Consider the following 26608-nt stretch of genomic DNA (forward strand, 5'->3'; position numbering starts at 1 on the left):
ACAACAGCCCAAAAAGGAAAAGGCCGCCGCTTCTCGCGAAGCCGGCGGCCTTCCGTGTTTCCGTCCATGGCGCGGCTCCTGGCGGCGACACTGGTCGCCAGCCGCGCATCTCGCGCCTTAACGGGAAGACTGCTTCCCGAAAGTGCAATCCGCTGAGGCCACGTTCTGGAAAACGAAATCACTCGACATCGGATCACCTCCTTTCGATTTGTTGAACACTTCCTCATGATGGGGTGTCATCCGGCAAATGGCAAGGCGCGGCGCCCGAAAATCCTGAACAAGCGTGCTTGCGCGCCCAAGCGGCTTGCGGCCCGCCGATCGGGCAGGCAAGATCGAGCCGCTATTGTTCCGGGCCACTATTTTGCCGGGTAAGGGAGGACGGGGATGGAAGCAGCCGAGAGAGCGGCCCGGATTGTTCGGACGGTCATCGAAACGCTGAAGCCGGGTTTCGCGGTGAGGCTGTGGACAGGCGAGCGGATCGGCCCGGCTACCGGCCCGGTGCTCACCATCAACGATCAGGACATCGTCTGGCAGATCGTACGTCGGCCCTCTTTATCGACGCTGATCGAGATGTGGATTGCCAAGGCGGTCGACGTCGAAGACGGATCACTGTTCGATTTCTACGCCTTGCCGACGCATGGCAAGCTCAGGACCAAGCTCAAGACACTGCCGAAGCTGGCGATCCTGCGCGACCTGCCGGCGGTGCTGTTTTCGCGAAAACAGATGACGACGCGAACCGATCTTTCCGGCCGCAATCCTTACGTCAGCGGTTCGAGCCAGGAGGCGATCCAGCATCACTACGACATTTCCAACGCATTCTACCGGCTCTTCCTCGACGAGCGCATGGTCTACAGCTGCGGCTACTTCAAGGATTTCGCCAACGATATCGATCAGGCCCAGAGAGACAAGCTCGACCATATCTGCCGCAAGCTTCGGCTGAAGCCCGGCGAAAAACTGCTCGACATAGGCTGCGGCTGGGGAGCAATGCTCATCCATGCGGTGAAGAATTATGGCGTCGTCGGCCACGGCGTCTCGCTGTCGGAGGCACAGACCGAGCTCGCCCGCGAACGCATCCGCGCCGAGGGGCTGGAGGACCGCATCACCATCGAGATCAAGTCCTATGCCGAGCTGTCCGGCTCCTTCGACAAGATCTCGTCGATCGGCATGTTCGAGCATCTGGGGCTTGCCAACCATGCGGCCTATTTCTCGAGGATCCATCGCCTGCTCAAGCCCGGCGGCATCTATCTGCACCACGCCATCACTCGGCGCGACAAGGGCAACATGAAGAAGACGCTGCGCAAGGGGCCGGAATTCAAGGCGCTGATCAAATACATTTTTCCGGGCGGCGAACTCGATACGATCGGCATGACGCTCGGCAATCTCGAGGCGCACGGCTTCCTCGTCTACGACGTCGAAAATTTGCGCGAGCACTATGCGCGCACCTGCAGGCTGTGGGCCGAGCGCCTCCACGCACGCTTCGACGAAGCCATCGCCGAGGTCGGCGAAGCCAAGGCGCGGCTCTGGCTGCTTTATCTCACCGGCTGCTCGATTACCTTCGAACGCGCCTCGGCGCAGATTTTCCAGACCGTCGCCACCAGGCGCGCGCGTGGGCCGAGCGGGCTGCCGCCGACGCGGGCGGATTTGTACCGATGATCAGCGTACGTATTGCGTTCCGCGGTGATCCTTCGCGCCCCCCTCTGTCCTGCCGGACATCTCCCCCACAAGGAGGGAGATTGGCCGTCACCGCGGCTTTCGCCAATCGCCAGCTTGGTATTGTGGGCGCGGCACCCGAACTGCCGATCTCCCCCCAAGTGGGGGAGATGTCCGGCAGGACAGAGGGGGGCGCTGTCCCGCCTGCATCTCAAATGTTCTGCACCGCCTAAACGAACCGCATCGTTTCGCCCGCCCCGACACGGCCCGGCCGGTCGACCAAGCAGTAGACACTGGGATTTGTGCACGTTGTGCGGTTGCTGCCTGCATCAGCCCTTCTTGTTTTGCCGATTGGCGATTAGGTCGTCGACGACCGCCGGATCGGCGAGCGTCGAGGTGTCGCCGAGCGTGGCAAAATCGTCCTCGGCGATCTTGCGCAGAATGCGCCTCATGATCTTGCCGGAACGCGTCTTCGGCAGGCCGGGCGCGAACTGGATCTTGTCGGGCGAAGCGATGGCGCCGATCTCCTTGCGGACATGGGCGACGAGCTCCTGGCGCAATTCCTCGCTTGGCGTCTCGCCGGCCATCAGCGTGACATAGCAGTAGATGCCCTGGCCCTTGATATCGTGCGGGTAGCCGACGACGGCCGCCTCTGAGACCTTCTCATGCGAAACCAGCGCCGATTCGACCTCGGCGGTGCCCATGCGGTGGCCTGAGACGTTGATGACGTCGTCGACGCGGCCGGTGATCCAGTAGTAGCCGTCAGCATCGCGGCGGCAGCCGTCGCCGGTGAAGTACCTGCCCTTGTAGGTCGAGAAATAGGTCTGCACGAAGCGGTCATGATCGCCATAGACGGTGCGCATCTGGCCCGGCCATGAGTCGGCAATACAAAGATTGCCGCTGGCTTCGCCTTCCAGTACCTTGCCGTCGGCATCGACCAGCTGCGGGTTGACGCCAAAGAAGGGCCGCGTCGCCGAACCCGCCTTGAGGTGGGTGGCGCCCGGAACCGGCGTGATCATGATGCCGCCGGTCTCGGTCTGCCACCAGGTGTCGACGATCGGCACCTTGCCGTTGCCGACGACGTTGAAATACCACTCCCAGGCTTCCGGATTGATCGGCTCGCCGACGGTGCCGAGCACGCGCAGCGACTTGCGCGACGTTTTGGTGACATGGGCATCGCCAGCACCCATCAGCGCGCGCAGCGCCGTCGGCGCAGTGTAGAAGATGTTGACCTTGTGCTTGTCGATCACGTCCCAGAAACGCGACTGCGACGGGTAGTTCGGCACGCCTTCGAACATCAGCGTGGTGGCGCCGTTGGCGAGCGGCCCGTAGACGATATAGCTGTGGCCGGTGACCCAGCCGACATCGGCGGTGCACCAGTAGATATCACCGTCGTGATAGTCGAAGACATATTGGTGGGTCATCGAGACATAGACGAGATAGCCGGCGGTGGTGTGCAGCACGCCCTTCGGCTTGCCGGTCGAGCCGGATGTGTAGAGGATGAACAGCGGGTCCTCGGCGTTCATCTTCTCGGGCTTGCATTCGGCCTTAACCGTGGCGACCTCGTCATGGTACCAGACGTCGCGCCCGGCAGCCCAGCCGGTCTTGCCGCCGGTGCGGCGTACTACCAAGACCTTTTCGACTTTCGTTCCAGCCTTGGCGGCGATCTCGATCGCCTTGTCGGTGTTGTCCTTCAACGGGATAGACTTGCCGCCGCGTAGGCCTTCGTCGGCGGTGATGACGAAGGTCGACTTGCAGTCGTCGATGCGTCCGGCCAGCGCATCCGGCGAAAAGCCGCCGAAGACGACCGAATGAATGGCGCCGATGCGCGTGCAGGCGAGCATCGCATAAGCGGCCTCCGGGATCATCGGCATGTAGATAGTGACGCGGTCGCCCTTCTTGACGCCGTGCTTCTTCATCACATTGGCGAGGCGGCAGACATGCGCGTAAAGCTCGTTATAGGTGATCTTCCTGTCGTCGTAGGGATTGTCGCCTTCCCAGATGATGGCGGTCTGTTCGCCGCGCTTCTTCAGATGCCGGTCGATGCAGTTCCAGGAAACGTTGGTCTGGCCATCCTCGAACCATTTGATCGAGACCTTGCCGTCGAAGGACGTGTTCTTGACCTTGCTGTACGGCTTGAACCAGTCGATGCGCTTGCCGTGCTTGCCCCAAAACTTGTCCGGGCTCTTGACGCTGTCGGCGTACCATTTCAGGTAGGTGTCATTGTCAATCAGCGCGTACTTCTTCCACGCCGGCTGGACGCGATGGACATGAACATCGGACATTCTTCACCTTCCTCCCCAAAACCAAACCGCCGGCTTGACTGCCGGCAGGATCGCAGCGATGCGGCTGCGAATTCGCGCGCATTATTAACAGTTCGGCCGCGACGGCAACATTAGACGTTGGATTCGCGCGGCGGGATGCCGCAGGCGCCTTACCAGGCGGTGTCAGCACTCTCGTGAGGTGGCTGCTAAGCACATGTTTTTGCGGGAGGAATCTGGTTCGATCATAGAAATATCAATAGACGATTAAGCAAATGGGGTGCACAATTTCAGGCTGGGAGGAAGGAGAATCAACCAGGGGACCGCAATGCGCGACCATTCCGAAATGGACCTGATGCTCAAGGGCTATGGCTTGACCACGGCCAAGATTCTTTATCACTTTCCCGATCATCCGCATCTGCTGCAGAGCTTCATCTGGCAGGATTACGACATCGCCCCGAAATTTCCGGTGCTGATCCGCTTCATCGAGTTCTGGCAGGCCAAGCTCGAAGGCCCGCTGCATTCGGTCAGCTACACGCATCAGAAGCTGATCGCGCCGAACGAATGGCGCAAGGTCGACGGCGAGTTCGTGCTACATTAGCCGGGCGGGCGGCAGCCTGGGAGCCGCCGCCCAGCTTTTGGAGCGTCAGACTGCGGGCGGGTTCAGCCGGGCAAACCCCTCCTGCCGGCGATAGGGAAAATACGGGTAGGGTGCGGTGACCTCACTTGCCGTGTCGAGCTTCTCCATCTGCTCGGCTGTCAATGACCATCCGACGGCGCCGAGATTCTGGCGCAACTGCTCCTCGTTGCGCGCGCCGATGATGACGGAGGCGACGGTCGGCCGCTGCAGCAGCCAGTTGATGGCGATCTGCGGTACGGTCTTGCCGGTTTCCTCGGCGATAACATCAAGCGCGTCGACCACCCGATAGAGATGCTCGTCCTCGACGGGCGGTCCGAAGCTTGCGGTATCGTGCAGTCGGCTTTTCTCCGGCAACTTTTCGCCGCGGCGAATCTTGCCGGTCAGGCGGCCCCAGCCGAGCGGGCTCCACACCAGCGCACCGACGCCCTGGTCGAGGCCGAGCGGCATCAACTCCCATTCATAGTCGCGCCCGATCAGCGAATAATAGACCTGATGGGCGACGTATCGGGGATAGCCGTATCTGTCCGCCAGGCCGAGCGATTTCATCGCTTGCCAGCCGGAAAAATTGGAGACGCCGACATAACGCAGCTTGCCGGCGCGCACGAGACTGTCCAGTGTCGACAGCACCTCCTCGATCGGTGTTGCGGCGTCGAAGGCGTGCAGTTGCAGCAGGTCGATGTAATCGGTGCCAAGACGCTTCAGCGCGTCTTCGACGACCTTGATCAGGCGTGAACGTGACGAGCCGGCATCGTTGGGACCGTCGCCCATCGGCAGCGAGGTCTTGGTCGAGATCAGCACGGCGTCGCGGCGGCCCTTGATGGCAGCGCCGAGCACTTGTTCGGAAGCGCCATTCGAATAGACATCGGCGGTGTCGAACAGGTTGACGCCGGCCTCAAGGCAGATATCGACCAGCCGCCGTGCTTCCGTCGCATCGCTGTTGCCCCAGGCGCCGAACAGCGGGCCTGAACCGCCGAAGGTTCCAGCGCCGAACGAGAGCGCCGGGACCTTCAGGCCTGATGCGCCAAGATTTCGATAATCCATGGGTTTGCTCCTTGTGGAAGGATGGCTGTTTCAAAGATTGGTTGAGGTTTGCTGTTCTATGACCGCGCGATTTCCGGTGTGGCGAGGACAGGATCTCGGTCGAGGCGCAGCGCAAACGCCGCCACGGCAAGCGCTGAAAGCGGCAACAGGGCCGCGACCCAGGTGACGGCGTCGAGGCCGGGACCATGGGCGATGACCACGCCGCCGAGCCAGGCGCCGGCCGCATTGCCGAGGTTGAAGGCGGCGATGTTGAAGGATGAGGCGAGGCTCTGGCCGGCGCCTTGTGCCTTTTCCAGTACCCACATCTGCAGCGGCGCCACAGTGGCGAAGGCGGCGGCGCCGAGCAGGCCGACATAGATAACGGCCATGACCTGGCTGTGCAGGGCGAAGGTCATGGTGCCGAGCACCAGCGCCAGGACGACGAGACTTCCGAGAACGGAAGGTACCAGCCAGCGGTCGGCGAACTTGCCGCCGGCGAGGTTGCCGGCGATGAGGCCGCCGCCGAAGACCAGCAGGATCGGCGACACCGCTGCTTCGTCAAAACCGGTGATCTCGGTCAGCAACGGGGCGATGTAGGTGAAAACGGCGAAGACGCCGGCATAGCCAAGCACGGTGGTGGCAAAGCCAAGCAGGACAGGCGTGCGGCCGAGCACGGCGAGATCGGCGCGCAAATTGCTCTCCTCAGGTTCTGTTCGGCTGCGCGGCACCAGCAGGAGAATGATGGCGAAGGCGGCGATGCCGACCAGCGTCACCGCCCAGAAGGTCGCGCGCCAGCCGAAGGCCTGGCCGAGCCATGTGCCGAAGGGCACGCCGAGGATGTTGGCGATGGTCAGGCCGGTGAACATCAGGGCGATCGCCGAGGCTTTCTTGTTGGGCGCCACCAGTCCGGTCGCCACGACCGAGCCGACGCCGAAGAAGGTGCCGTGGGCGAAGGCGGTCAGCACGCGCGCACCCATCAGCGTCCAGTAGTCTGGGGCAAGCGCACAAGCGAGGTTGCCCAGCGTGAAAATTGCCATCAGCGCCAGAAGCACGGTTTTGCGCGGCCAGCGGCCGGTTGCGATCGTCAGCAGCGGCGCGCCGATGACAACGCCGAGCGCATAGCCGGAAATCAGCTGGCCGGCAGCTGAGATCGAGACGCCGAGATCGGTGCTGACGTCGAGCAGCAGGCCCATGATGACGAATTCGGTGACGCCGATGCCAAAGGCGCCGGCGGCTAGAGCGTAAAGAGCAAGGGGCATGGCGGTTCCCACTTCGATGACGACCGGTTTTGACGACGGGCGCCGTGTCCTCCCACGCCCCAATCCGGAAGATCGTGCCGCGATGTGCTGTGAACCAGCCTTGCATCGGGCACATCGTCTGTGAAATAGATTCACCAATGGCTAGGCCCGACATCAATCGCTCCGGCGAGATCGAAGTGTTCGTCCGCGTCGTCGAGGTGGGCAGCTTTTCGGCCGCTGCCCGCGCGTTGCGGATGACGCCGTCGGCGGTGAGCAAGCTGATCGCGCGGCTGGAGGCGCGGCTTGGCGCGCGGCTGGTCAGCCGTTCGACGCGCAAGCTGCAACTGACGCCGGAGGGGGCGGCGTTCTTCGACAGCGGCGTGCGCATCCTGGCCGACATGGCAGCGGCCGAGCGCGAGGCAGCGGCGGGTGCCGCGCCGCGTGGCCGGCTGCGGATCAACAGCTACGTGCCTTTCGGGCAGCATCGGCTGATCCCGCTTTTGCCGCGTTTCCTAGAACGCTACCCCGAAATCTCGGTCGATCTGGTGTTGACCGACGATGTCATCGACCTGATGGAGGAGCGCGCTGACGTCGCCATCCGCGCCGGACCGCTCGGCGAATCGCGGTTGGTGGCGCGCAAGCTCGGGCAGAGCCGGGTGGTCGTCGTTGCGGCGCCGTCGTATCTCGAAGCGCGTGGCACGCCCAAGACGCCCGCCGATCTCGATCGTCACAACCGGATGGGCTTCCGTTTCGTACGTCACCTCGAGGGCTGGCCTTTTATCGACGCGGCCGGCAAGCCGACCACCCTGTCGATCATCGGAAATACGCTGGTCAGCGACGGCGAGGCGATGCGGCTGATTGCGCTCTCTGGGGCGGGCATTGCCCGGTTAGCACGTTGGCACGTGGAGGCCGACATTGCCGCCGGCCGGCTCCTGCCGCTGCTGGAAGAGTTCAACCCCGGCGACGAGGAACTCACCCACGCCGTCTATGTCGGCCAAGGCAAGCATCTGCCGGCGCGGGTGCGGGCCTTTTTGGACTTTTTGGTCGAGACTGTCCGGCTGACCTGAGCCCAAAACGATCGGGAGCCGGCCGGCTCCCGAAGCATCGAATCGAAGGTAAGATTAACTACTTTTTCGGCACAAAGGGCGCCGGACGCCGACCGGCCGCCTGACGCTCCAGCATCCAGCCGGGGTATTCGGCGGGCAGGGCACTGACTTCGTCGAGCCGAACAAGGTCATCGGCATCGAGCTGCAACTCGGTGGCCGCAAGGTTCTGTTCCAGCTGCTCCATGCGGCTGGCGCCGATGATGACGCTCATCACGAACGGTTTGGCCCGGACATAGCCGAGCGCCACCGTGGCGACGCTGACACCGTGCTTGGCGGCGATCTCGCGCATGACGGCGACTGCTGCCCAGGCACGGTCCTCATTGACCGGCGGGAAATTGAAGCTGGCGCGGCGGCCCTCGCCATTGCCGGGGGCGCCCGGTCCGTATTTGCCGGAGAGCAGGCCGCCCGCCATCGGCGACCAGACCATCAGCCCGAGCTTCTCTTCGTTGAGCAGCGGCACGATCTCGCGCTCGAGATCGCGGCCGGCGATCGAATAATACGATTGCACGGTCTCGAAGCGGGCAAAGCCCTTGCGCTCGGCAATACCCAGCGCCTTGGCGATGCGCCAGGCCTGCCAGTTCGAGACGCCGACATAGCGGACCTTGCCGGCGGCAACCAGGTCGTCGAGCGCCCGCAGTGTCTCGTCGATCGGCGTCACTGTGTCGGTGCCGTGCAGTTGGTAGAGATCTATGTGATCGAGCTGTAGCCGCTCGAGGCTGCTCTCGACCGAATCCATGATGTGGCCGCGCGAGGAACCGCGCTGGTTCGGGCCGCCGCCCATGGCGCCATGAACCTTGGTGGCGATGATCACGTCCTGTCGGTTGACGCCAAGGTTCCTGAGCGACTGGCCGAGAAGCCGTTCCGAGGCGCCGAAGGAATAGACATCCGCCGTGTCGAAGAAATTGACGCCGGCGGCGAGCGAGCGGGCAACGATCTCGTCGACGCCCTTCTGGTCGAGGCTGGCGATCAGGCCCCATTGGGCATTCTCGCCGGCCGCGCCGAACGTCATCGTGCCGAGGCAAAGTTCGGAGACGAACATCCCCGTATTTCCAAGTTGATTGTAACGCATGGTGGCTCCAGACGGGTTGAGAATAACTCGACCCATATAGGAACGAAACGTTCCGTTTCTATACGCTGGGCTTAGTCGATGTCAGCTTGTGGCCTAAGGCCGGCTGCGCCTCATCTGGCGCCGAAAATCGCCGATCCAACCCTGACACTGGTCGCGCCGAAGGCGATCGCGGTTTCGTAGTCGCCGGACATGCCCATGGAGAGCTTGTCGACGCCGGCCTCAAGCCCAAGCTTTTCCAGCAGCGCGAAATGCGGACCGGGGTTCTCGTCGGCCGGCGGGATGCACATCAGCCCTTCGATGGCGAGGGCGTGAACCGAGCGGCAGCGGGCGACGAAGGCGACGGCCTCGCGCGGCTCGATGCCGGCCTTTTGCGGCTCGGAGCCCGTGTTGACCTGGACATACAGCCTTGGTGACCGGCGCTGCCTGGCGATCTCCTTGGCCAGCTCTGCGGCAATCTTTTCGCGATCGACCGTTTCGATGACGTCGAACAGCGCGACCGCTTCCTTTGCCTTGTTCGATTGCAGCGGACCGATCAGGTGCAGCTCGATGTCGGGAAACGCCGCCCGCAGGGCCGGCCATTTGGCTTGTGCTTCCTGGACCCGGTTTTCGCCGAAGACGCGCTGGCCGGCTTCGATGACCGGACGGATATCGGCGGCGTCGAAGGTTTTCGAGACCGCGACAAGCGTCACCGCTCCGGCCTGGCGTCCTGCCTCGCGCTCGGCGGCAGCGATCCTTGCTTTGACGGTGAAAAGCTGTTCGACGGCGCTCGCCATGCCTATATCCTGCCTGTGTTTGGCTTTTCGCCGGATCGCCGCAGTTGACGGGTCCGGCAATCCATGGTGAACACCGCGACGACATTTTGAGCCGCACGGGCATTGTCCGGCGGCTCGCGCATGCTTTTAAGTGAAAAACACCCGATGGCAACCGAACGATACAATCCGCGCGCGTCAGAGCCCAAATGGCAGAAGGCCTGGGACGCCAAGAAGCTGTTCGAAGCCGACAATGACGACCCGCGCCCGAAATACTATGTGCTGGAGATGTTCCCCTATCCGTCGGGGCGCATCCATATTGGCCATACCCGGAACTATACGATGGGCGACGTGGTGGCACGTTACAAGCGGGCAAAGGGTTTCAACGTGCTGCACCCGATGGGCTGGGACGCCTTTGGCATGCCAGCCGAAAACGCGGCGATGCAGAACAAGGTCCACCCCAAGGACTGGACCTATCAGAACATCGCCGCCATGCGCGAGCAGCTCAAGGTCATGGGCTTGTCGCTCGATTGGGCGCGAGAATTCGCCACCTGCGATGTCGACTATTACCACCGCCAGCAGATGCTGTTCCTCGATTTCGTCGAGAAGGGTCTGGTGACGCGCAAATCCTCCAAGGTCAACTGGGATCCGGAGGACATGACGGTGCTTGCCAACGAGCAGGTCATCGACGGTCGCGGCTGGCGCTCGGGCGCGCTGGTGGAACAGCGCGAGCTGACGCAGTGGTTTTTCAAGATCTCCGACTCCGCGCAGGATCTGCTGGATTCGCTCGACCGACTCGACGACTGGCCGGAAAAAGTGAAGCTGATGCAGGCGAACTGGATCGGCCGTTCGGAAGGCCTGCTGATCCGCTGGCCGCTGGCCAAGCCAGTCGCCGGCGAGCATGAGCTCGAAGTCTATACGACCAGGCCCGACACCGTATTCGGCGCCTCCTTCATGGCGATTGCGGCCGACCATCCGCTGGCCAAAAAGGCCGCCGAAGACAATCCGGCGCTGGCAAAGTTTATCGACGAAGTCCGCCATATGGGCACTTCGGTGGCGGCATTGGAGACGGCCGAGAAGAAGGGCTTCGATACCGGCATCCGCGTCGTCCATCCGTTCGACGAGAAGTGGACGCTGCCCGTCTACGTCGCCAATTTCGTGCTGATGGACTACGGCACCGGTGCCATTTTCGGCTGCCCATCCGGTGACCAGCGCGACCTCGACTTCGCCAACAAATACGGCCTGCCGGTCATTCCGGTGGTGATGCCGGAAGGCGAGAATCAAGGAAGCTTCCAGATCATCGACGAGGCCTATGTCGGCGACGGCGTGATGATCAATTCGCGCTTCCTCGACGGCATGAAGCCGGATCAGGCATTCGACGAGGTGGCGAAGCTGCTCGAACAGAAGACCATCGGCAACCGGCCGATGGCCGAGCGCAAGGTGAATTTCCGCCTGCGCGACTGGGGCATTTCGCGCCAGCGCTATTGGGGCTGCCCGATCCCGATGATCCATTGCGAGGATTGCGGCGTGGTGCCGGTGCCGAAAGCCGACCTGCCGGTCAGGCTGCCGGATGACATCGAGTTCGACCGGCCAGGCAATCCGCTCGATCGCCATCCGACATGGCGGCACGTCAAATGCCCGCGTTGCGGCAAGGATGCGCGGCGCGAAACCGACACGATGGACACATTTGTCGATTCTTCGTGGTATTTCGCGCGCTTCACGGCGCCTTGGGCAAACGATCCGACCGATCCCAAGGCCGCGACTGAATGGCTGCCGGTCGACCAGTATATTGGCGGCATTGAGCATGCGATCCTGCATTTGCTCTATTCGCGCTTTTTCACCCGCGCCATGCGCGAGACCGGCCATGTCGATCTCGCCGAGCCGTTCAGGGGCCTGTTCACGCAAGGCATGGTGGTGCACGAGACCTATCGGGTTGGTGGCGCCTCGAACGGCCGCTGGCTTGCGCCAAGCGAGGTCAGGCTGGAAGACGCCGACGGCAAGCGCCGCGCCTTCGAAATCGCCACCGGCGAAGAGGCGGTGATCGGTCCGCTCGAAAAAATGTCGAAGTCGAAGAAGAATACGGTGAGCCCGGAAGAGATCACCGACGGCTACGGCGCCGATACGGCGCGCTGGTTCATGCTGTCGGACTCGCCGCCCGAACGCGATGTCGAATGGACCGACGAGGGTGCGGCCGGCGCGCACCGCTTCATCCAGCGCATCTGGCGTCTGGTGTCGACGGCTGTCGAATCGCTCGCCGGAGTTCGGCCAGAGGCGGCAAAGGACGGCGAGGCCGGGACAGTGTCCAAGGCCGCGCACAAAATCCTGAAGTCGGTCGGCGAGGATATCGAAAAGCTCGCCTTCAACCGCGCCATCGCGCGCATCTACGAGCTCGCCAATGCCTTGACCGTGCCGCTCAACGAGGCGGCAGAGGGCAAGGCCGGTCCGGCGCTGCAAGCGGCCTGCCGTGAGGCCGTCGAGATCCTGGTGCACCTGATCGCGCCGGTCATGCCGCATCTGGCCGAGGAGTGCTGGCAGACGCTCGGCGGCACCGACCTTGTCGCCGAACGGCCCTGGCCGGACTACGATCCCTCGCTTGTCGTCGACGCCGAGATCGTGCTGCCGGTGCAGGTCAACGGCAAGAAGCGCGGCGATTTGACAATTGCCCGCGACGCGGACCAAGGTGCGGTCGAAAGAGCGGTTCTGGCCCTCGACTTCGTGCAGAAAGCGCTCGAAGGTAAGGCGCCGCGCAAGGTGATCATCGTGCCGCAGAGGATCGTCAATGTCGTTGCCTGATCCGAAAAAGACAGAGCTGACGCTGCGCCGTATCGTGCTTTGCGGGCTGCTCACCTCGGTGGCGCTGGTTTCCGCCTGCACGGTGCGGCCGCTCTATTCGAGCGCGCCGCTGGTCGCCGGCTCGCAGGTCGGTGCTGCTGCCGAACTGGCATCTATCTCGGTCAAGCCGGTCAAGACCCGCTACGCCCAGCAGGTCCGCAACAATTTGATCTTCGCGCTGGGCCAGGGCGCCGGCGAGCCGGCTTCGCCGGTCTATTCGCTTGATCTCGGCGTCTCCGAACTCGTCGAATCGGCGGCAATCGAGCAGGTCACGACCGACGAGGACGAGCCGACCGCCGGCACGGTGACGCTGACCGCCAACTATGTGCTGAGCGATGCCAAGACCGGCACGGTCATAGCTAGGGGCAAGCGCTCGATTCCGTCATCATACGACAGGCCGCGCCAGGAATTCGCGTCATACCGGGCGCAGATCGACGCCGAGAACCGTGCGGCGCGCGAACTGGCAGATGTGCTGCGGCTGTCGATCGCCCAGGATCTGATCAAGCACGGCAAGCCGGCGGCAAGCTAGGTCTTTTCAGAGTGCGCAATCTGCAAAAAAAGGCCGATTGCTCGGCCTTTTTTCTTCGCAGGATAGTCGCTTCAGCCGATCGTCTGCCCGGTCTTTGCCCAGTCGGCGAGGAACAGCTCCAGGCCCTTGTCGGTCAGCGGGTGCTTGACCAGCGCCTTGAGCGTCGCCGGCGGCGCGGTGATGACATCGGCACCGATCAGCGCCGCCTGCTTGACATGGTTCACGGTACGCACAGAAGCGGTCAGGATCTCGGTCTGGAAATCATAATTGTCGTAGATGGTGCGGATATCGGCAATCAGCTCCATGCCGTCCCAGCCGCTGTCGTCGATGCGGCCGACGAAGGGCGAGATGAACGAGGCGCCGGCCTTGGCGGCGAGCAGCGCCTGGGTGGCCGAGAAGCACAGGGTGACGTTGACCATGCGGCCGTCCGACCGGATGTCCTTGCAGGCTCTCAGGCCGTCGAGCGTCAGCGGCACCTTGATGCAGACATTGTCGGCGATCCTGGCCAGGATCTTGGCCTCCGCCATCATGTCCTTGTATTCGGTGGCAACGACTTCGGCCGAGACCGGGCCCTTGACGATCTCGCAGATCTCCCTGGTGACGTCGGCGATCTTGCCGCCGGATTTCAGGATAAGCGACGGATTGGTGGTTACGCCGTCGAGCAGCCCCAAATCGTTCAGCTCGCGGATTTCCTTGACATCGGCGGTGTCGACAAAAAATTTCATGGCGGTCTCCTGAAGATTTTTCATGCGCATGTCATGCACATTTGGGGTCGGACTTTGATCTAGACCAAAGTCGGGGCAAGGTCACGCCTCATGATCGAAGATTCGCCCTTTGTCGCGGCCGCACCGGTGCTGGTGCCGATGCCCGCCGAGCGCCCCTACACCTATGCCGTGCCGGCTGGCATGCGCGTGGTGCCGGGCTCGATCGTGCGCGTTCCGCTTGGGCCCCGCCAGGTCGCCGGCATCGTCTGGGACGGCGCCGTCGAAAAGGTCGACGCGAAGAAATTGCGACCGATCGAGCAGGTTTTCGACTGCCCGCCGATCGACCGCGCGATGCGGCGTTTTGTCGATTGGGTGGCGCAATACACGCTGTCGCCGCCCGGCATGGTGGCGCGCATGCTGCTCAGGGCACCGGAGGCGTTCGATCCGGAGCCGTGGATCGAAGGACTGCAGCGCACCTTCGCCAAGCCCGACCGGATGACGGAGGCGAGGACGCGCGTGCTGGAAACGGCCGAAGGCGGACTGGCCTGGACGCGGTCGGGCCTGGCACATGCGGCAGGCGTGTCGTCGACGGTGGTGGACGGGCTGCGGGCGCAGGGCGTATTCGAGACGGTGATGATCCCGCCGCGGCCGGTGGTCGCGGCACCCGATCCCGGCTACGCCGTGCCGACACTGATGCCCGACCAGAGCGATGCCGCCGAGACGCTGCGCGCCAATGTCACGACGGGTACGTTCGGCGTCACCCTGCTCGACGGTGTAACCGGATCCGGCAAGACGGAGGTCTATTTCGAGGCAGTCGCGGCCGCGCTCGACCGCGGCAAGCAGGTGCTGATCCTGCTGCCGGAGATCGCGCTGACCCACGCCTTCCTCGAACGCTTTCAAGAGCGGTTCGGTGCCAAGCCGGCGGAGTGGCACTCGGACCTGCCGCCAAGAATGCGCGAAAAGGTCTGGCGGCAGGTGGCCGAAGGCGGCGTGCGGGTCGTCGCCGGCGCGCGCTCGGCGCTGTTCCTGCCGTTCAGGGAGCTAGGGCTGATCGTCGTCGACGAAGAGCACGATCCCGCCTACAAGCAGGAGGATCGCGTCTTTTACAACGCCCGCGACATGGCCGTGGTGCGCGGCCATATCGGCGGCTTTCCGGTCGTGCTCGCCTCTGCGACGCCGTCGGTCGAAAGTCGGGTCAATGCTAGCCAGGGCCGCTACAGCAGGGCGGTGCTTTCGGCGCGCTTTGCCGAGGCAGCGCTTCCCGATCTGAACACGATCGACATGCGCCGTGCGCCGCCGGCTAGCGGCGGCTTCCTGTCGCCGGTGCTGCTCGGCCATATGCGGCAGACGCTGGAAAGAAAGGAACAGTCACTGCTGTTCCTCAACCGGCGCGGCTATGCGCCGCTGACGCTCTGCCGGGTCTGCGGCCACCGCTTTGGCTGTCCGGTCTGCTCGGCCTGGCTGGTCGAGCACCGCTTTCGCGGCCAGCTCGTCTGCCACCACTGCGGGCACAATGAACGCCGGCCAGAGGCCTGCCCCGAATGCGGCACGCTCGATCATCTGGTCGCCTGCGGGCCGGGTGTCGAGCGCATCGCCGAGGAGGTCGTCGCGCATTTCCCCGATGCCCGCACCATCGTACTGTCGTCGGACCTGATGGGTGGCGTGCGCCGGCTGCGGCTCGAGCTTGAAGCCATCGCCAATGGCGAGGCCGACATTGTCATCGGCACGCAACTCGTCGCCAAGGGCCATAATTTCCCCAACATGACGCTGGTCGGAGTGGTCGATGCCGATCTCGGCCTTGCCAATGGCGATCCGCGCGCCGCCGAGCGCACGTTCCAACTGCTCAGCCAGGTGACCGGCCGCGCCGGCCGCACCGGCAAGAAGAGCCTCGGCCTGCTGCAGACCTTCCAGCCGGACCATCCGGTGATGCGCGCGATCATCTCCGGCGATGCCGAGGCCTTCTACGAGCGCGAGATCGCCGAGCGCGAGCGGGCGGGGCTACCGCCCTTCGGCAGGCTCGCCGGCGTCATCGTCAGCGCGGCGACACGGGCCGAAGCCGAAGGGCACGCCCGTGGCCTGCGTCGCGCCGCGCCGCAAGCCACCGACCTGTTCGTGCTCGGCCCGGCAGAGGCGCCGCTGTCATTGATCGGCGGCCGCCATCGCTTTCGCCTGCTGATCCAGGGCGAACGGCGCGCCGACATGCAAGGGTTCATTCGCACCATGCTGGCCGAGGGGCCGAAGATAAGGGGTTCGGTGCGGGTCCAGGTCGATATCGACCCGCAAAGCTTTTTGTAAGGTGTCGAATTACCCTTTCGAGACGCGTTCGGTGAATGGGTTCAGGTAAGGCACGTCGAGAATCGCAAAATGCCGGGTGTTGGCCGTCAAAACTGACAGGCCGTGCAAACGGGCAGTAGCTGCGATCAGAACGTCCGCCGGCCCCGGATTGGCGCCTCTGGCGATAGTGGCGTCTTCCAGTTTTCCGGCTTCTCGCGCGATTGCTAAATCGATGGGGAGGATGCGCTGGTTGAACTCTAGAAGCAACCTTTCGAACCACTCATTGATGCGCTCTGCCTTCATATGCCCGCCCGCCCGCTTCAGTTTCGCGATTCCTCGTTCCACCTCCAAGATGACGATCGATGAGAGCTGCCAAGAGCCGCGTTCTCCTTGTTCGGCAACCCAGTTCTGCACGTGCGACGGAAGCAGAGGCCGACCAGGTGCAAATGCCGAGAGAAAAGACGAATCAAGCAGATAGCCGGTCAAAACTCCACTTCCCGCGACGGCGATTCGTTTCGCTCAAGCTCGATGCCGCCTGGATACTGAAGCAGGAAATCCACGAAGTCTTTTTGGCTGTTCTGCGGATAAAGTTTCCGTCCCTCACCGATTGGCACCACCATGACCGCGGGCTTGCCGTGCTTGGTGATAACCGTGGGCTCACCGTTCTCGGCAGCCTCCACGAGCGCGGAAAGGCTGGCCTTTGCCTCTCGTAGTTGCATCGTCTTCATGCGCGGAACCCCTTGTGGTCTCATGTAGTCACAATATAGAAATTGTGCAGAAAAAAACAGCCCGTTGCATAACGTCCTGTTGGCCCGGTCGCTGCAACGGTCGCGCTCGCGTTGGGCTGGCGCGCCCTGCAAATTGCCGACGGCCCATCTGGCGTATGTCTCTTGCTTCGCTAGAATGCCCGAAATTTTGAATATGCATCTAAGAGGGGACAAGATGGAATTTGCGTTTCCGTGGCCGATGAGCCAGGGCGAGTGGCTGGCATGGTCGAGCGCGGTCGCCACCCTATTGCTCGGCCTGCTGCTGTTCCTGGCTCCACAGCTGGCCTTTCGCATCCTGCGGCTGCAGGTCAAGCCCGAGAAGGCGGCGGCGATCGCGGAGGGGCGCGGCCGGATGTCGGGGTTCTATCTCGGCCTCAGCCTGTGCTGCATCCTCCTGGCGCAGCCGCTGCTCTACATGGCGCTCGGCTTCTCCTGGCTATTCACCGCCTTCGGCCGGCTGCTCTCGATGATGTCGGACGGCGCCAATACGCCGTTCAACTGGGCATCCATCGCCGTCGAGCTGGTGCTGGCGGCGCTGCCGCTTGCCTTCGCCTTTGGCTTTTTGCCCTGAATCAGGGATCAATCCGGGGTTGGTTGCTGAACTCGGCCAGCGGATGCGACAATAGTGCCTGAAAACCATGCCGGACGACGCATTGCGGTCTGAAAATGCCTGTGCTAGACGGCAATCGACTTTCGACCGGGGATAGCGGAAGCCGCGCCTCCGTGCTTGGAAAAATGCAGTAAGGTCAAAGATTTAGCCAGAGTTTTTGCTCGCGCCAACAATCTGCGGCCTGTCAGACAAGAGAAAAGACGGTCCGTGGCCCAATCGTCATCGCCAATCTCAGGTGTCGCAGAACGCTATGCGGGTTCGCTGTTCGAACTCGCGCTGCAGACCAATTCGGTCGCCAGCGTCGAAGCCGACCTCAACAGGTTCGAAACGATGCTCGAAGGCAGCGCTGACCTTTCGCGGCTGATCAGGAGCCCTGTCTTCTCCAGCGAGGACCAGGCCAAGGCGATCGCCGCGATCGCCGACAAAGCAGGGATTACCGGCCTCACCGGCAATTTCCTGAGCGTCGTTGCCCAGAATCGCCGGCTGTTTGCCGTGCCCGGCATGATCAAGGCGTTCCGCCAGATCGCCGCCGAACACCGTGGCGAGACCGCTGCCGAGGTCACCTCGGCGCATGCGCTGACGCCTGCCCAGGAAACCGAGCTGAAAGCGGCGCTGAAAAGCGTCGCCGGCAAGGACGTGGCGATCACCGTCACCGTCGATCCGTCGCTGCTCGGCGGACTGGTGGTCAAGATCGGCTCGCGCCAGATCGATACGTCGCTCAAAACCAAACTCAATTCGCTCAAGCTTGCACTGAAAGAGGTCGGCTGATGGACATCCGCGCCGCGGAAATTTCCGCAATTCTGAAAGATCAGATCAAGAATTTCGGCAAGGAGGCCGAGGTCTCCGAAGTCGGCCAGGTGCTGTCCGTCGGTGACGGTATCGCCCGCGTCTACGGCCTCGACAATGTCCAGGCCGGCGAGATGGTCGAGTTCCCCGGCGGCATCCGCGGCATGGCGCTCAACCTCGAAGCCGACAATGTCGGCGTCGTCATCTTCGGCGCCGACCGCGACATCAAGGAAGGCGACACCGTCAAGCGCACCGGCGCCATCGTCGACGCGCCTGTCGGCATGGGTTTGCTCGGCCGCGTCGTCGACGCGCTCGGCAACCCGATCGATGGCAAAGGCCCGATCCAGGCCACCGAACGCAAGCGCGTCGACGTCAAGGCACCCGGCATCATCCCGCGCAAATCGGTGAACGAGCCGATGTCGACCGGCCTCAAAGCCATCGACGCGCTGATCCCGGTCGGCCGCGGCCAGCGCGAGCTGGTCATCGGCGACCGCCAGACCGGCAAGACCGCGATCATCCTCGACACCATGCTCAACCAGAAATCGGTGCACGACAACGGCCCTGAGAAGGAAAAGCTGTACTGCGTCTATGTCGCCGTCGGCCAGAAGCGCTCGACGGTGGCGCAGTTCGTCAAGGTCCTGGAAGAGCGCGGCGCGCTCGACTATTCGATCATCATCGCCGCGACCGCCTCCGATCCGGCGCCAATGCAGTTCCTGGCGCCGTTCACCGCCTGCACCATGGGCGAATATTTCCGTGACAACGGCATGCACGCGCTGATCAGTTACGACGACCTGTCGAAGCAGGCCGTCGCCTATCGCCAGATGTCGCTGCTGCTGCGCCGTCCGCCGGGCCGCGAAGCCTATCCGGGCGACGTCTTCTACCTGCACTCGCGCCTGCTCGAGCGCGCCGCCAAGCTCAATGACGAAAATGGCGGTGGGTCGCTGACGGCGCTGCCGATCATCGAAACGCAGGCCAACGACGTTTCGGCCTATATTCCGACCAACGTCATCTCGATCACCGACGGCCAGATCTTCCTGGAAACCAATCTGTTCTTCCAGGGCGTCCGTCCGGCGGTCAATGTCGGCCTGTCGGTGTCGCGCGTCGGCTCCTCGGCGCAGATCAAGGCGATGAAGCAGGTTGCCGGGTCGATCAAGGGCGAGCTCGCGCAGTACCGCGAAATGGCTGCTTTCGCGCAGTTCGGCTCCGATCTCGATGCCGCCACGCAACGCCTGCTCAACCGCGGCTCGCGCCTGACCGAGCTGTTGAAGCAGCCGCAATTCTCGCCGCTCAAAGTCGAGGAGCAGGTCGCGGTGATCTTCGCCGGCGTCAACGGCTATCTCGACAAGCTGGCGATCAACCAGGTCGGCAAGTTCGAGCATGGTCTGTTGTCGCATATGCGCTCGGCCGGCAAGGACGTGCTCGACGGCATCCGCAAAGAGAAGGCGCTGTCCGACGATCTGCGCGCCAGGCTGAAGGCAGAAATCGACGCCTTCGCCAAGACCTTTGCTTGAGCAGGACGGACGGGATCAGGTTTGAAGCATGCCTTCGTTAAAAGACCTTCGTAACCGTATCGCCTCGGTCAAGGCGACGCAGAAGATCACCAAGGCGATGCAGATGGTCGCCGCGGCGAAGCTGCGTCGCGCGCAGGAAGCGGCGGAAGCGGCGCGTCCCTATTCGGAGCGCATGGGCGCGGTGCTGGCCAACATCACCCAGGCGATCGGCGGCGGCGGCGATGCCCCGGCGCTGATGACCGGCACCGGCAAGGACGACGTGCATCTGCTTGTCGTCTGCACCGCCGAACGCGGTCTGTGCGGCGGCTTCAATTCGCAGATCGCCCGTTTTGCCCGCGACCACATCCGCAAGCTTCTGGCCGACGGCAAGCAGGTCAAGATCATCTGTGTCGGCAAGAAGGGGTTCGACATATTGCGCCGCGACTACGGGGCGCTGATCATCGAGCGTGTCGACCTGCGCGAGGTCAAGACGCTGGGCTTCGTCAATGCCGACGCCATCGCCAAGAAGGTGATCCACCTGTTCAACGAAGGCGGCTTCGACATCTGCACGCTGTTCTATTCGCAGTTCAAGTCGGTGATCAGCCAGATCCCGACGGCGCAGCAAATTGTCCCGGCGGGCGCGCCTTCGGCTGCCGCGGAAGTGAAGGACGGCGGCAGCGCCGTCTACGAATACGAGCCGGAGCCGGGGGAAATCCTCTCCGATCTCATCCCTCGCAACATTTCCGTGCAGGTTTTTCGCGCGCTGCTCGAGAATGCTGCCGGCGAGATGGGCGCCAAGATGAGTGCCATGGACAATGCGACGCGCAACGCCGGCGACATGATCAACAAATTGTCGATCACCTACAACCGCCAGCGGCAGGCGCAGATCACCAAGGAATTGATCGAAATCATTTCGGGCGCCGAGGCGCTCTAGGCACGCTCACAAGGAGGTCATCGACCTCAAGCGTGTGAGAAACAAAGAGACGAAAAGGGTAAAGACGATGGCGAAAGCAGCGACCCCGAAGACGGCAGCCCCTAAGGCCGCGGCACCAGCGAAGGCTCCGGCAGCAGCAAAGGCCGCTCCGGCCAAGAAGGCGGCAGCAACCAAGGCCGCCGCTGTGAATACGCCGGCTGTTACCATCAAGAAAACCGGCCTGGCAGGCAAGGTTCGCCAGGTCATCGGCGCCGTTGTCGACGTCCAGTTCGGCGAACATCTGCCGGCGATCCTGAACGCGCTTGAGACGATCAACGTCGGCAATCGCCTGGTGCTCGAGGTGGCCCAGCATCTCGGTGAGAACACCGTGCGCTGCATCGCCATGGACTCGACCGAAGGTCTGGTCCGCGGCCAGGATGTCTATGACACCGGTGCACCGATTACCGTGCCGGTCGGCCCGGGCATGCTCGGCCGCATCATCAACGTCATCGGCGAGCCGGTCGACGAGGCAGGCCCGGTCGACGGCATCGAGATGCGCTCGATCCACCAGCCGGCGCCGACCTATGTCGAGCAGTCGACGGAAGCGCAGATCCTGGTCACCGGCATCAAGGTGCTCGACCTGCTGGCGCCCTATGCCCGCGGCGGTAAGATCGGCCTGTTCGGCGGCGCCGGCGTCGGCAAGACGGTGCTGATCCAGGAACTGATCAACAACGTCGCCAAGGCGCATGGCGGCTTCTCGGTGTTCGCCGGCGTCGGCGAGCGCACCCGCGAAGGCAACGACCTCTATCACGAGTTCATCGAGTCCGGCGTCAACAAGAAGGGCGGCGGCGAAGGCTCCAAGGCGGCGCTCGTCTATGGCCAGATGAACGAGCCGCCGGGCGCCCGCGCCCGCGTCGGCCTGACCGGCTTGACGGTTGCCGAATATTTCCGCGACCAGGGCCAGGACGTGCTGTTCTTCGTCGACAACATCTTCCGCTTCACGCAGGCGGGCTCGGAAGTGTCGGCGCTGCTCGGCCGCATTCCTTCGGCCGTGGGCTACCAGCCGACACTGGCCACCGACATGGGCGCGCTGCAGGAGCGTATCACCACGACGACCAAGGGCTCGATCACCTCGGTGCAGGCGATCTATGTGCCAGCCGACGACCTGACCGACCCGGCACCGGCGACCTCGTTCGCCCACCTCGACGCGACCACCGTGCTCAACCGCGCGATTTCGGAGAAGGGCATCTATCCGGCCGTCGATCCGCTCGATTCGACTTCGCGCATGCTCGACCCGATGGTTGTCGGCGAAGAGCACTACCAGGTCGCCCGCCAGGTGCAGTCGATCCTTCAGCGCTACAAGTCGCTGCAGGACATCATCGCCATCCTGGGCATGGACGAGCTCTCGGAAGAGGACAAGCAGACGGTTGCCCGCGCCCGCAAGATCGAGCGCTTCCTGTCGCAGCCCTTCTTCGTCGCCGAAGTGTTCACCGGCGCGCCGGGTAAGCTGGTCGACCTCGCCGACACCATCAAGGGCTTCAAGGGCCTTTGCAACGGCGACTACGACCATCTGCCAGAAGCCGCCTTCTACATGGTCGGCGGCATCGAGGAAGCGGTCGAGAAGGCACAGCGCCTGGCGGCTGAAGCGGCCTGATGATGAATGGTCGATAGTGAATTGTGAATGGGGAGTAGCGGATAGGAAATCGGGGCTGAGTGAAGGTCATTCTTTCTGACCATTCACAATTCACCATTCACCAGTCGCTAAATTGATCATGCCTGAAGCTTTCAAATTCGAACTGGTCTCGCCGGAGCGCCTCTTGGTTTCCGAGCAGGTCGAGTCCGTCGTCATCCCGGGCGCCGAAGGCGAGATGACCGTGATGGCGCATCACGCGCCGGTCATGACCACAATCAAGCCGGGCGTCGTTACGCTGAAGACCGCGCAAGGCAAGGAAGAGCGCTATGTGGTGTTCGGCGGCTTTGCCGACATCGTTCCGGCCGGCTGCACGCTGCTCGCGGAATCGGCGGTCGCCGTCGGCGACATCGACCGCGCCGACCTTGCCCGCCGCATCCAGGAAGCGAGGGAAGACGCCGCCGACGCCAAGGACGACCAGACCCGCAGCAAGGCCGAGCAGTTCCTCAACCAGCTTACCACGCTGGAAGGCGCCATCCTGCCGGCTTGAGGTTCGCTCAAATGACCGACTGAAAAAGCGGGCTTGCCCCGCTTTTTTGTTTGGTGGACAGTCTGGCTGCCTGGGCATTGAGGGGGTGGCCGTGACGGAAGAAACAGCGCAACGAGAAACTATCTCGCGATCCCTGTGGTCGACGGCCCTGGTGTCAGCCTTTGGCGGCCCGTTTGGCGGGTTCCTCTGGATCGGCAGCGGCAAACTGGCGGTTGCCAGCCTGCTAGTGATCGGCGCCGTCGTTTTCGCGCTTGTCTATATCGGATTTCCGGTATTGCCCGGCGTCGATCTTGCCTGGCTGGCCGATCTTTCAAGTATCGGCTTGACCCTGTGGGCAGCGCTCGTCGTGCCGTTCGCGCGCCGATTTAAGCCGGACAGATGGTATGCGCACGGGCTTTGGGTGCTGGTGCTCGTCTTTCTCACTTCGCCCGTGGCCGCCTTTGCGATCCGTTCCTTTCTGTTCCAGCCATTTTCGATCCCATCTGGCAGCATGGTGCCGACACTGCAGGAAGGCGACTATCTCTTCGTCTCCAAAAGTGCATACGGCTACAGTCGCTACAGCGTGCCGTTCAACCTGCTTTCAGTTGAAGGACGCATATTCGGTGCGGAGCCCAAGAGAGGGGACGTGGTGGTATTCAAGTTCCCGCCTGACCCGAAGGTGGACTACATCCAGCGGGTCGTCGGCCTCCCCGGCGAGAAGATCCAGATGGTCGATGGGGTGCTTCACATCAACGATGTCGCGGTGGGACTCGACGATATCGGCACTTTTTCGTCTGAAGAGTTCTCGAAAGCCAAACTTCAACGCGAAACTCTGCCAGGGGGCGTCACCCATTCCGTCCTCGACCTCAACGACAACTCGATTGGTGACAATACGCGCGTTTTTGAGGTGCCCGCAGGCCATTATTTCGTCCTTGGCGACAACCGCGACAATGCCTCCGACAGCCGATTCACTGTCGGCTTTGTTCCCTACGAAAATCTGGTCGGCAAGGCTGTGCGGTTGTTCTGGAATTCCAAGGGCACCGATTATTCATCTCGACAGACGCTGAACGGCCAAGCCAGCAAGTAGCCTCAGGTCGTCAGTGCCTCCACTGTGCGCATGACGCCGCGCAGTTCGGCGAGACCCTTCAGGCGGCCGATGCAGGAATAGCCGGGGTTCACCTTCTTGCCGATGTCGTCGACGATGGCGTGGCCATGATCTGGACGCATCGGCACCAGCCAGTCCGCCCTGCCTGCCGTCTTGCGCCGCCGCTCTTCGGCAAGCAGCGCCGACACGACGGCCACCATGTCGGTGTCGCCGTCGAGGTGCTCGGCTTCGTGGAAGGAGCCGTCGGGCTCCTTGGTGACGTTGCGCAGATGGGCGAAGTGGACGTTTTCGGCGAAGGCCCTGGCCATTGCCGGCAGATCGTTCTGCGCGCCCGCGCCGTAGGAGCCGGTGCACAGTGTCAGCCCGTTAGCCGGCGAAGCGACGGCGTCGAGCAGCGCGCGGGCATCATTGGCGTTGGAAACGATGCGCGGCAGGCCGAACAGCGAAAAGGGCGGGTCGTCGGGATGGATCGCCATCCTGACGCCGGCCTCTTCGGCCACCGGCACGATCTCGCGCAGGAAGGCAAACAGGTTTTCGCGCAGGCCTTCAGTGGAGACGTCCTTGTAGAGGTCGAGGGCGCGGCGGAAGCTTGCCCGGTCGAAGATGAATTCGCGCGCTGGCACCCAGCCAATCAGGTTGCGCTCCAGTCTTGCCTTGTCGCTTTCGCTCATGCCTTGCAGCCGCACACGCGCGGCCTCGACGCGCGCCGGTGGGTGATCGGCCTCGGCGCCTTCTCGCTCAAGGATGAAGACGTCATAGGCGCAGAGCTCGACGACATCGAAGCGCAGCGCGGTGCCGCCATGCGGCATCGGATAATCGAGGTCGGTGCGCGTCCAGTCGGTGATCGCCATGAAATTATAGCAGACGGTGTTGATGCCGGCGGTGGCGACGGCGCGGATCGAGGCCTTGTAATTGTCGATCAGGGTCCGCCAGTCGCCGCTGCGGGTCTTGATGTCCTCATGGACGACGATGCTCTCGACCACGTCCCAGGTCAGGCCTGCTGCCTCGATCTCGGCCTTGCGCCTGGCGATCTCGTCCACCGGCCAGGCGCGGCCGTCATTGAGGTGATGCAGCGCGCTGACGATGCCGACGGCGCCGGCCTGACGGACATGGGCGAGCGTCACCGGATCGTCGGGCCCGAACCAGCGCCAGGTCTGTCTCATGGCTTCTCACTCCCTATGCCAAGCGCCGCGAAGGCAGCGGCAGGGCCGCCCCGCCGCAGGCGCTCGAGATGGGCTGCCGTCAGATCGATCAGTGTCATGCGATGTGAATGGTCCTTGGCGAAGCCGGCGAGATCGAACATCGCTGTCACCGTTTCGACAGCCAGCCGACTGCCGAGCGCCGTAAGCCGAGTGTCGATCGGGTCGGTAAAATGGGCTTCCGGCAAAGTTTTCCCGCGCGCCTCGCAAGCGGCGATCCAGGCCGCCACCACCAGCATGAGGTGCGCAGGCGGATCACCGGCACCCAGCCGTTCGAGGGCCGAGGCGACGATGCGCTGCGGCAGCTTCTGGCTGCCGTCATTGGCGATCTGCGCCGTGCGATGGGCCAGCGCGGTGTTCGAGTAGCGTTCGGCGAGCTGGGCCGTGTAGCCGGCCGTATCGAGCCCGGCGTCCTGCGGCAGTGTCGGGATCGCCTCGGCCCATAGTCCGTCGACGAATTGCCGGATCGCCGGATCGGCAAAGGCGCGGTCGACCGTGTCATAGCCGCTGAGCAGGCCGAGATAGGCGATTGCCGAATGCGAACCGTTGAGCAGCCGCAGCTTCATGTCTTCGAACGGCCCGACGTCGCCGACCATGGTGACGCCGAACTTTTCCCAGGCCGGCCTGCCCGCCGGGAAATCGTCTTCGACCACCCAGTGGCAGAACGGCTCGGTCATCACCGGCCAGGCATCCTCGACGCCGAGCTCGACGGCAATACGCGCCCGGTCGGCATCGGTGGTCGCCGGCACGATGCGGTCGACCATGCTCGACGGGAAGGCGACGCCGTCGGCGATGTGCCCGGCGAGGCCGGGATCGCGCATTGCTGCGAATTCGACCAGCAGGCGGTGCAGCGTGGCGCCATTGGCCGGAAGGTTGTCGCAGCAGAGCACGGTGAAAGGCTGGATGCCGACGGCACGGCGGCGCGACAGCGCTTCTGTGAGGAAACCATGCGCCGTCCGTGGCATTTGCCGGTTAGCCAAATCATGGACGATGTCCGGATGGGTGGTGTCCAGACCGCCGCCGGCCGCTCTCAGATAAGCCTTTTCGGTGATCGTCAGCGTGACGATGCGGGTGCGCTGATCGGTCAGGGCGGCGAGCACGGCAGCCGGATCTTCCGGCGCCACCAGCAGCGACAGGATCGAACCGACGACGCGTAGCTCTTCGCCGACGCTGCTCCTGATCGCCAGCGTGTAGAGGCCATCCTGCGGCGCCAGTGCGTCGCGCGTGTCTGGACTGCGCAAGGACACGCCGACAATGCCCCAGTCCGCCTCTCCCGCCGCCAGGCAGTCGTCGACATAGGCCGCCTGGTGGGCGCGATGGAACGCACCGACGCCGAGATGGACGATGCCCGGTGCGACGCCGCCGCGGTCGTAGCGCGGAACCGCGACCGAAGCCGGCAGTGCCGTCAGCGTGCTGTTGGAAAGGCGTCTATTGGTCATTGCGCCACGTGTCTGATCGAGATTGTTGGGTCACTGCTGGCAGGCGGCGTAACACCCGATGCGGTCAC

Annotated in this window: 23 protein-coding genes; 13 read left to right on the top strand and 10 right to left on the bottom strand. The window is 63.4% G+C overall.

All coding sequences use genetic code 11. From position 1 onward, the window contains the following. Positions 1–384 precede the first annotated feature (384 nt). Positions 385–1653, top strand: a complete 1269-nt coding sequence (locus tag RQ479_RS23370) for a cyclopropane-fatty-acyl-phospholipid synthase family protein (RefSeq protein WP_352465611.1) — start codon at positions 385–387, stop codon at positions 1651–1653. Between the two features lie 326 nt (positions 1654–1979). Here RQ479_RS23370 and acs read toward each other — a convergent pair whose 3' ends face one another. Then, a complete protein-coding gene (gene acs, locus RQ479_RS23375; RefSeq protein WP_352465613.1) occupies positions 1980–3935 on the bottom strand; it encodes an acetate--CoA ligase in 1956 nt (651 codons plus the stop codon). Positions 3936–4239: 304 nt separating this feature from the next. Here acs and RQ479_RS23380 point away from each other — a divergent pair, with 304 nt between their 5' ends. Further along, complete coding sequence (locus RQ479_RS23380; protein ID WP_023719720.1) at positions 4240–4512, top strand: usg protein; 273 nt, start codon at positions 4240–4242, stop codon at positions 4510–4512. 45 nt (positions 4513–4557) lie between these two features. Here the strand turns inward: RQ479_RS23380 and RQ479_RS23385 are convergent, their stop codons facing one another. Both RQ479_RS23385 and RQ479_RS23390 read right to left on the bottom strand, forming a co-directional pair. Further along, a complete protein-coding gene (locus RQ479_RS23385) occupies positions 4558–5592 on the bottom strand; it encodes an aldo/keto reductase (RefSeq protein WP_352465614.1) in 1035 nt (344 codons plus the stop codon). Between the two features lie 56 nt (positions 5593–5648). Continuing rightward, positions 5649–6830, bottom strand: coding sequence for an MFS transporter (locus RQ479_RS23390; protein WP_376702793.1), 1182 nt, complete (start codon positions 6828–6830; stop codon positions 5649–5651). A gap of 137 nt (positions 6831–6967) precedes the next feature. On the opposite strand from RQ479_RS23390, the gene RQ479_RS23395 reads away from it, so the two are divergent. Further along, positions 6968–7876, top strand: a complete 909-nt coding sequence (locus RQ479_RS23395; protein WP_376702794.1) for a LysR family transcriptional regulator — start codon at positions 6968–6970, stop codon at positions 7874–7876. Between the two features lie 58 nt (positions 7877–7934). Here the strand turns inward: RQ479_RS23395 and RQ479_RS23400 are convergent, their stop codons facing one another. Both RQ479_RS23400 and RQ479_RS23405 read right to left on the bottom strand, forming a co-directional pair. Continuing rightward, positions 7935–8984, bottom strand: coding sequence for an aldo/keto reductase (locus RQ479_RS23400; RefSeq protein ID WP_376702795.1), 1050 nt, complete (start codon positions 8982–8984; stop codon positions 7935–7937). Between the two features lie 110 nt (positions 8985–9094). Then, on the bottom strand, positions 9095–9757 hold the full coding sequence (locus tag RQ479_RS23405; RefSeq protein WP_376702796.1) for a YggS family pyridoxal phosphate-dependent enzyme: 663 nt from the start codon (positions 9755–9757) through the stop codon (positions 9095–9097). Between the two features lie 144 nt (positions 9758–9901). Here RQ479_RS23405 and leuS point away from each other — a divergent pair, with 144 nt between their 5' ends. Together leuS and lptE are read left to right on the top strand one after the other, a co-directional pair. Beyond that, positions 9902–12526 carry a leucine--tRNA ligase gene (leuS, locus tag RQ479_RS23410; protein WP_376702797.1) on the top strand — a complete coding sequence of 875 codons (2625 nt, stop codon included), beginning with the start codon at positions 9902–9904 and terminating at the stop codon, positions 12524–12526. After that, positions 12513–13094 (top strand): LPS assembly lipoprotein LptE, encoded by a 582-nt coding sequence (lptE, locus tag RQ479_RS23415; protein WP_376702798.1) that lies wholly within the window; start codon positions 12513–12515, stop codon positions 13092–13094. The genes leuS and lptE overlap by 14 nt, the downstream gene beginning before the upstream one ends. A gap of 71 nt (positions 13095–13165) precedes the next feature. On the opposite strand, the gene fsa is transcribed toward lptE, so the two are convergent. Continuing rightward, positions 13166–13819, bottom strand: a complete 654-nt coding sequence (gene fsa / locus RQ479_RS23420) for a fructose-6-phosphate aldolase (protein ID WP_352465621.1) — start codon at positions 13817–13819, stop codon at positions 13166–13168. A gap of 90 nt (positions 13820–13909) precedes the next feature. Here fsa and RQ479_RS23425 point away from each other — a divergent pair, with 90 nt between their 5' ends. Then, complete coding sequence (locus tag RQ479_RS23425; RefSeq protein WP_376702799.1) at positions 13910–16093, top strand: primosomal protein N'; 2184 nt, start codon at positions 13910–13912, stop codon at positions 16091–16093. A 9-nt stretch (positions 16094–16102) separates the two neighbouring features. Here RQ479_RS23425 and RQ479_RS23430 read toward each other — a convergent pair whose 3' ends face one another. Then, a complete protein-coding gene (locus RQ479_RS23430) occupies positions 16103–16558 on the bottom strand; it encodes a type II toxin-antitoxin system VapC family toxin (protein ID WP_376702800.1) in 456 nt (151 codons plus the stop codon). Then, complete coding sequence (locus RQ479_RS23435; RefSeq protein WP_254018681.1) at positions 16555–16800, bottom strand: type II toxin-antitoxin system Phd/YefM family antitoxin; 246 nt, start codon at positions 16798–16800, stop codon at positions 16555–16557. The genes RQ479_RS23430 and RQ479_RS23435 overlap by 4 nt, the downstream gene beginning before the upstream one ends. A gap of 214 nt (positions 16801–17014) precedes the next feature. On the opposite strand from RQ479_RS23435, the gene RQ479_RS23440 reads away from it, so the two are divergent. The 7 genes from RQ479_RS23440 (at position 17015) to lepB (ending at position 23884) form a co-directional block, all read left to right on the top strand. Beyond that, entirely contained in the window at positions 17015–17410 is a 396-nt protein-coding gene (locus RQ479_RS23440) for a DUF4345 family protein (protein WP_376702801.1), read from the top strand. Positions 17411–17656: 246 nt separating this feature from the next. Continuing rightward, positions 17657–18217: a F0F1 ATP synthase subunit delta gene (locus tag RQ479_RS23445; protein ID WP_376702802.1), complete on the top strand. Its 561-nt coding sequence runs from the start codon at positions 17657–17659 to the stop codon at positions 18215–18217. Next, the gene (gene atpA, locus RQ479_RS23450) at positions 18217–19746 is read left to right on the top strand and encodes a F0F1 ATP synthase subunit alpha (protein WP_352489181.1); all 1530 of its coding nucleotides are present in this window, start codon (positions 18217–18219) and stop codon (positions 19744–19746) included. The genes RQ479_RS23445 and atpA overlap by 1 nt, the downstream gene beginning before the upstream one ends. A 28-nt stretch (positions 19747–19774) precedes the next feature. Beyond that, positions 19775–20659 (top strand): F0F1 ATP synthase subunit gamma, encoded by an 885-nt coding sequence (locus RQ479_RS23455; RefSeq protein WP_352450898.1) that lies wholly within the window; start codon positions 19775–19777, stop codon positions 20657–20659. Positions 20660–20726: 67 nt separating this feature from the next. Beyond that, positions 20727–22292, top strand: coding sequence for a F0F1 ATP synthase subunit beta (gene atpD / locus RQ479_RS23460; protein WP_376702803.1), 1566 nt, complete (start codon positions 20727–20729; stop codon positions 22290–22292). Positions 22293–22410: 118 nt separating this feature from the next. Continuing rightward, positions 22411–22818, top strand: coding sequence for a F0F1 ATP synthase subunit epsilon (locus RQ479_RS23465; RefSeq protein ID WP_352489184.1), 408 nt, complete (start codon positions 22411–22413; stop codon positions 22816–22818). 400 nt (positions 22819–23218) lie between these two features. Beyond that, complete coding sequence (gene lepB / locus RQ479_RS23470) at positions 23219–23884, top strand: signal peptidase I (RefSeq protein WP_376706008.1); 666 nt, start codon at positions 23219–23221, stop codon at positions 23882–23884. A gap of 2 nt (positions 23885–23886) precedes the next feature. Here lepB and uxuA read toward each other — a convergent pair whose 3' ends face one another. Further along, positions 23887–25065, bottom strand: a complete 1179-nt coding sequence (gene uxuA / locus RQ479_RS23475) for a mannonate dehydratase (protein ID WP_376702804.1) — start codon at positions 25063–25065, stop codon at positions 23887–23889. Continuing rightward, positions 25062–26540 (bottom strand): mannitol dehydrogenase family protein, encoded by a 1479-nt coding sequence (locus RQ479_RS23480; RefSeq protein ID WP_376702805.1) that lies wholly within the window; start codon positions 26538–26540, stop codon positions 25062–25064. The genes uxuA and RQ479_RS23480 overlap by 4 nt, the downstream gene beginning before the upstream one ends. Between the last annotated feature and the right edge of the window lie 68 nt (positions 26541–26608).

Origin of the sequence: Mesorhizobium sp. ISC25, assembly GCF_042295465.1 — a bacterium.
In the GTDB taxonomy this organism is placed as follows: Bacteria; Pseudomonadota; Alphaproteobacteria; order Rhizobiales; family Rhizobiaceae; genus Mesorhizobium.

What these genes read in the sequence shown, in the direction of transcription:
- lptE (WP_376702798.1), top strand. Translation starts at nt 12,513, where the DNA reads ATGTCGTTGCCTGATCCGAAAAAGACAGAGCTGACGCTGCGCCGTATC.
- RQ479_RS23400 (WP_376702795.1), bottom strand. Translation starts at nt 8,984, where the DNA reads ATGCGTTACAATCAACTTGGAAATACGGGGATGTTCGTCTCCGAACTT.
- uxuA (WP_376702804.1), bottom strand. Translation starts at nt 25,065, where the DNA reads ATGAGACAGACCTGGCGCTGGTTCGGGCCCGACGATCCGGTGACGCTC.
- RQ479_RS23370 (WP_352465611.1), top strand. Translation starts at nt 385, where the DNA reads ATGGAAGCAGCCGAGAGAGCGGCCCGGATTGTTCGGACGGTCATCGAA.
- leuS (WP_376702797.1), top strand. Translation starts at nt 9,902, where the DNA reads ATGGCAACCGAACGATACAATCCGCGCGCGTCAGAGCCCAAATGGCAG.
- RQ479_RS23480 (WP_376702805.1), bottom strand. Translation starts at nt 26,540, where the DNA reads ATGACCAATAGACGCCTTTCCAACAGCACGCTGACGGCACTGCCGGCT.
- atpA (WP_352489181.1), top strand. Translation starts at nt 18,217, where the DNA reads ATGGACATCCGCGCCGCGGAAATTTCCGCAATTCTGAAAGATCAGATC.
- acs (WP_352465613.1), bottom strand. Translation starts at nt 3,935, where the DNA reads ATGTCCGATGTTCATGTCCATCGCGTCCAGCCGGCGTGGAAGAAGTAC.
- RQ479_RS23385 (WP_352465614.1), bottom strand. Translation starts at nt 5,592, where the DNA reads ATGGATTATCGAAATCTTGGCGCATCAGGCCTGAAGGTCCCGGCGCTC.
- RQ479_RS23390 (WP_376702793.1), bottom strand. Translation starts at nt 6,830, where the DNA reads ATGCCCCTTGCTCTTTACGCTCTAGCCGCCGGCGCCTTTGGCATCGGC.
- fsa (WP_352465621.1), bottom strand. Translation starts at nt 13,819, where the DNA reads ATGAAATTTTTTGTCGACACCGCCGATGTCAAGGAAATCCGCGAGCTG.
- atpD (WP_376702803.1), top strand. Translation starts at nt 20,727, where the DNA reads ATGGCGAAAGCAGCGACCCCGAAGACGGCAGCCCCTAAGGCCGCGGCA.
- RQ479_RS23405 (WP_376702796.1), bottom strand. Translation starts at nt 9,757, where the DNA reads ATGGCGAGCGCCGTCGAACAGCTTTTCACCGTCAAAGCAAGGATCGCT.
- RQ479_RS23455 (WP_352450898.1), top strand. Translation starts at nt 19,775, where the DNA reads ATGCCTTCGTTAAAAGACCTTCGTAACCGTATCGCCTCGGTCAAGGCG.
- RQ479_RS23435 (WP_254018681.1), bottom strand. Translation starts at nt 16,800, where the DNA reads ATGAAGACGATGCAACTACGAGAGGCAAAGGCCAGCCTTTCCGCGCTC.
- RQ479_RS23465 (WP_352489184.1), top strand. Translation starts at nt 22,411, where the DNA reads ATGCCTGAAGCTTTCAAATTCGAACTGGTCTCGCCGGAGCGCCTCTTG.
- RQ479_RS23395 (WP_376702794.1), top strand. Translation starts at nt 6,968, where the DNA reads ATGGCTAGGCCCGACATCAATCGCTCCGGCGAGATCGAAGTGTTCGTC.
- RQ479_RS23440 (WP_376702801.1), top strand. Translation starts at nt 17,015, where the DNA reads ATGGAATTTGCGTTTCCGTGGCCGATGAGCCAGGGCGAGTGGCTGGCA.
- RQ479_RS23425 (WP_376702799.1), top strand. Translation starts at nt 13,910, where the DNA reads ATGATCGAAGATTCGCCCTTTGTCGCGGCCGCACCGGTGCTGGTGCCG.
- RQ479_RS23380 (WP_023719720.1), top strand. Translation starts at nt 4,240, where the DNA reads ATGCGCGACCATTCCGAAATGGACCTGATGCTCAAGGGCTATGGCTTG.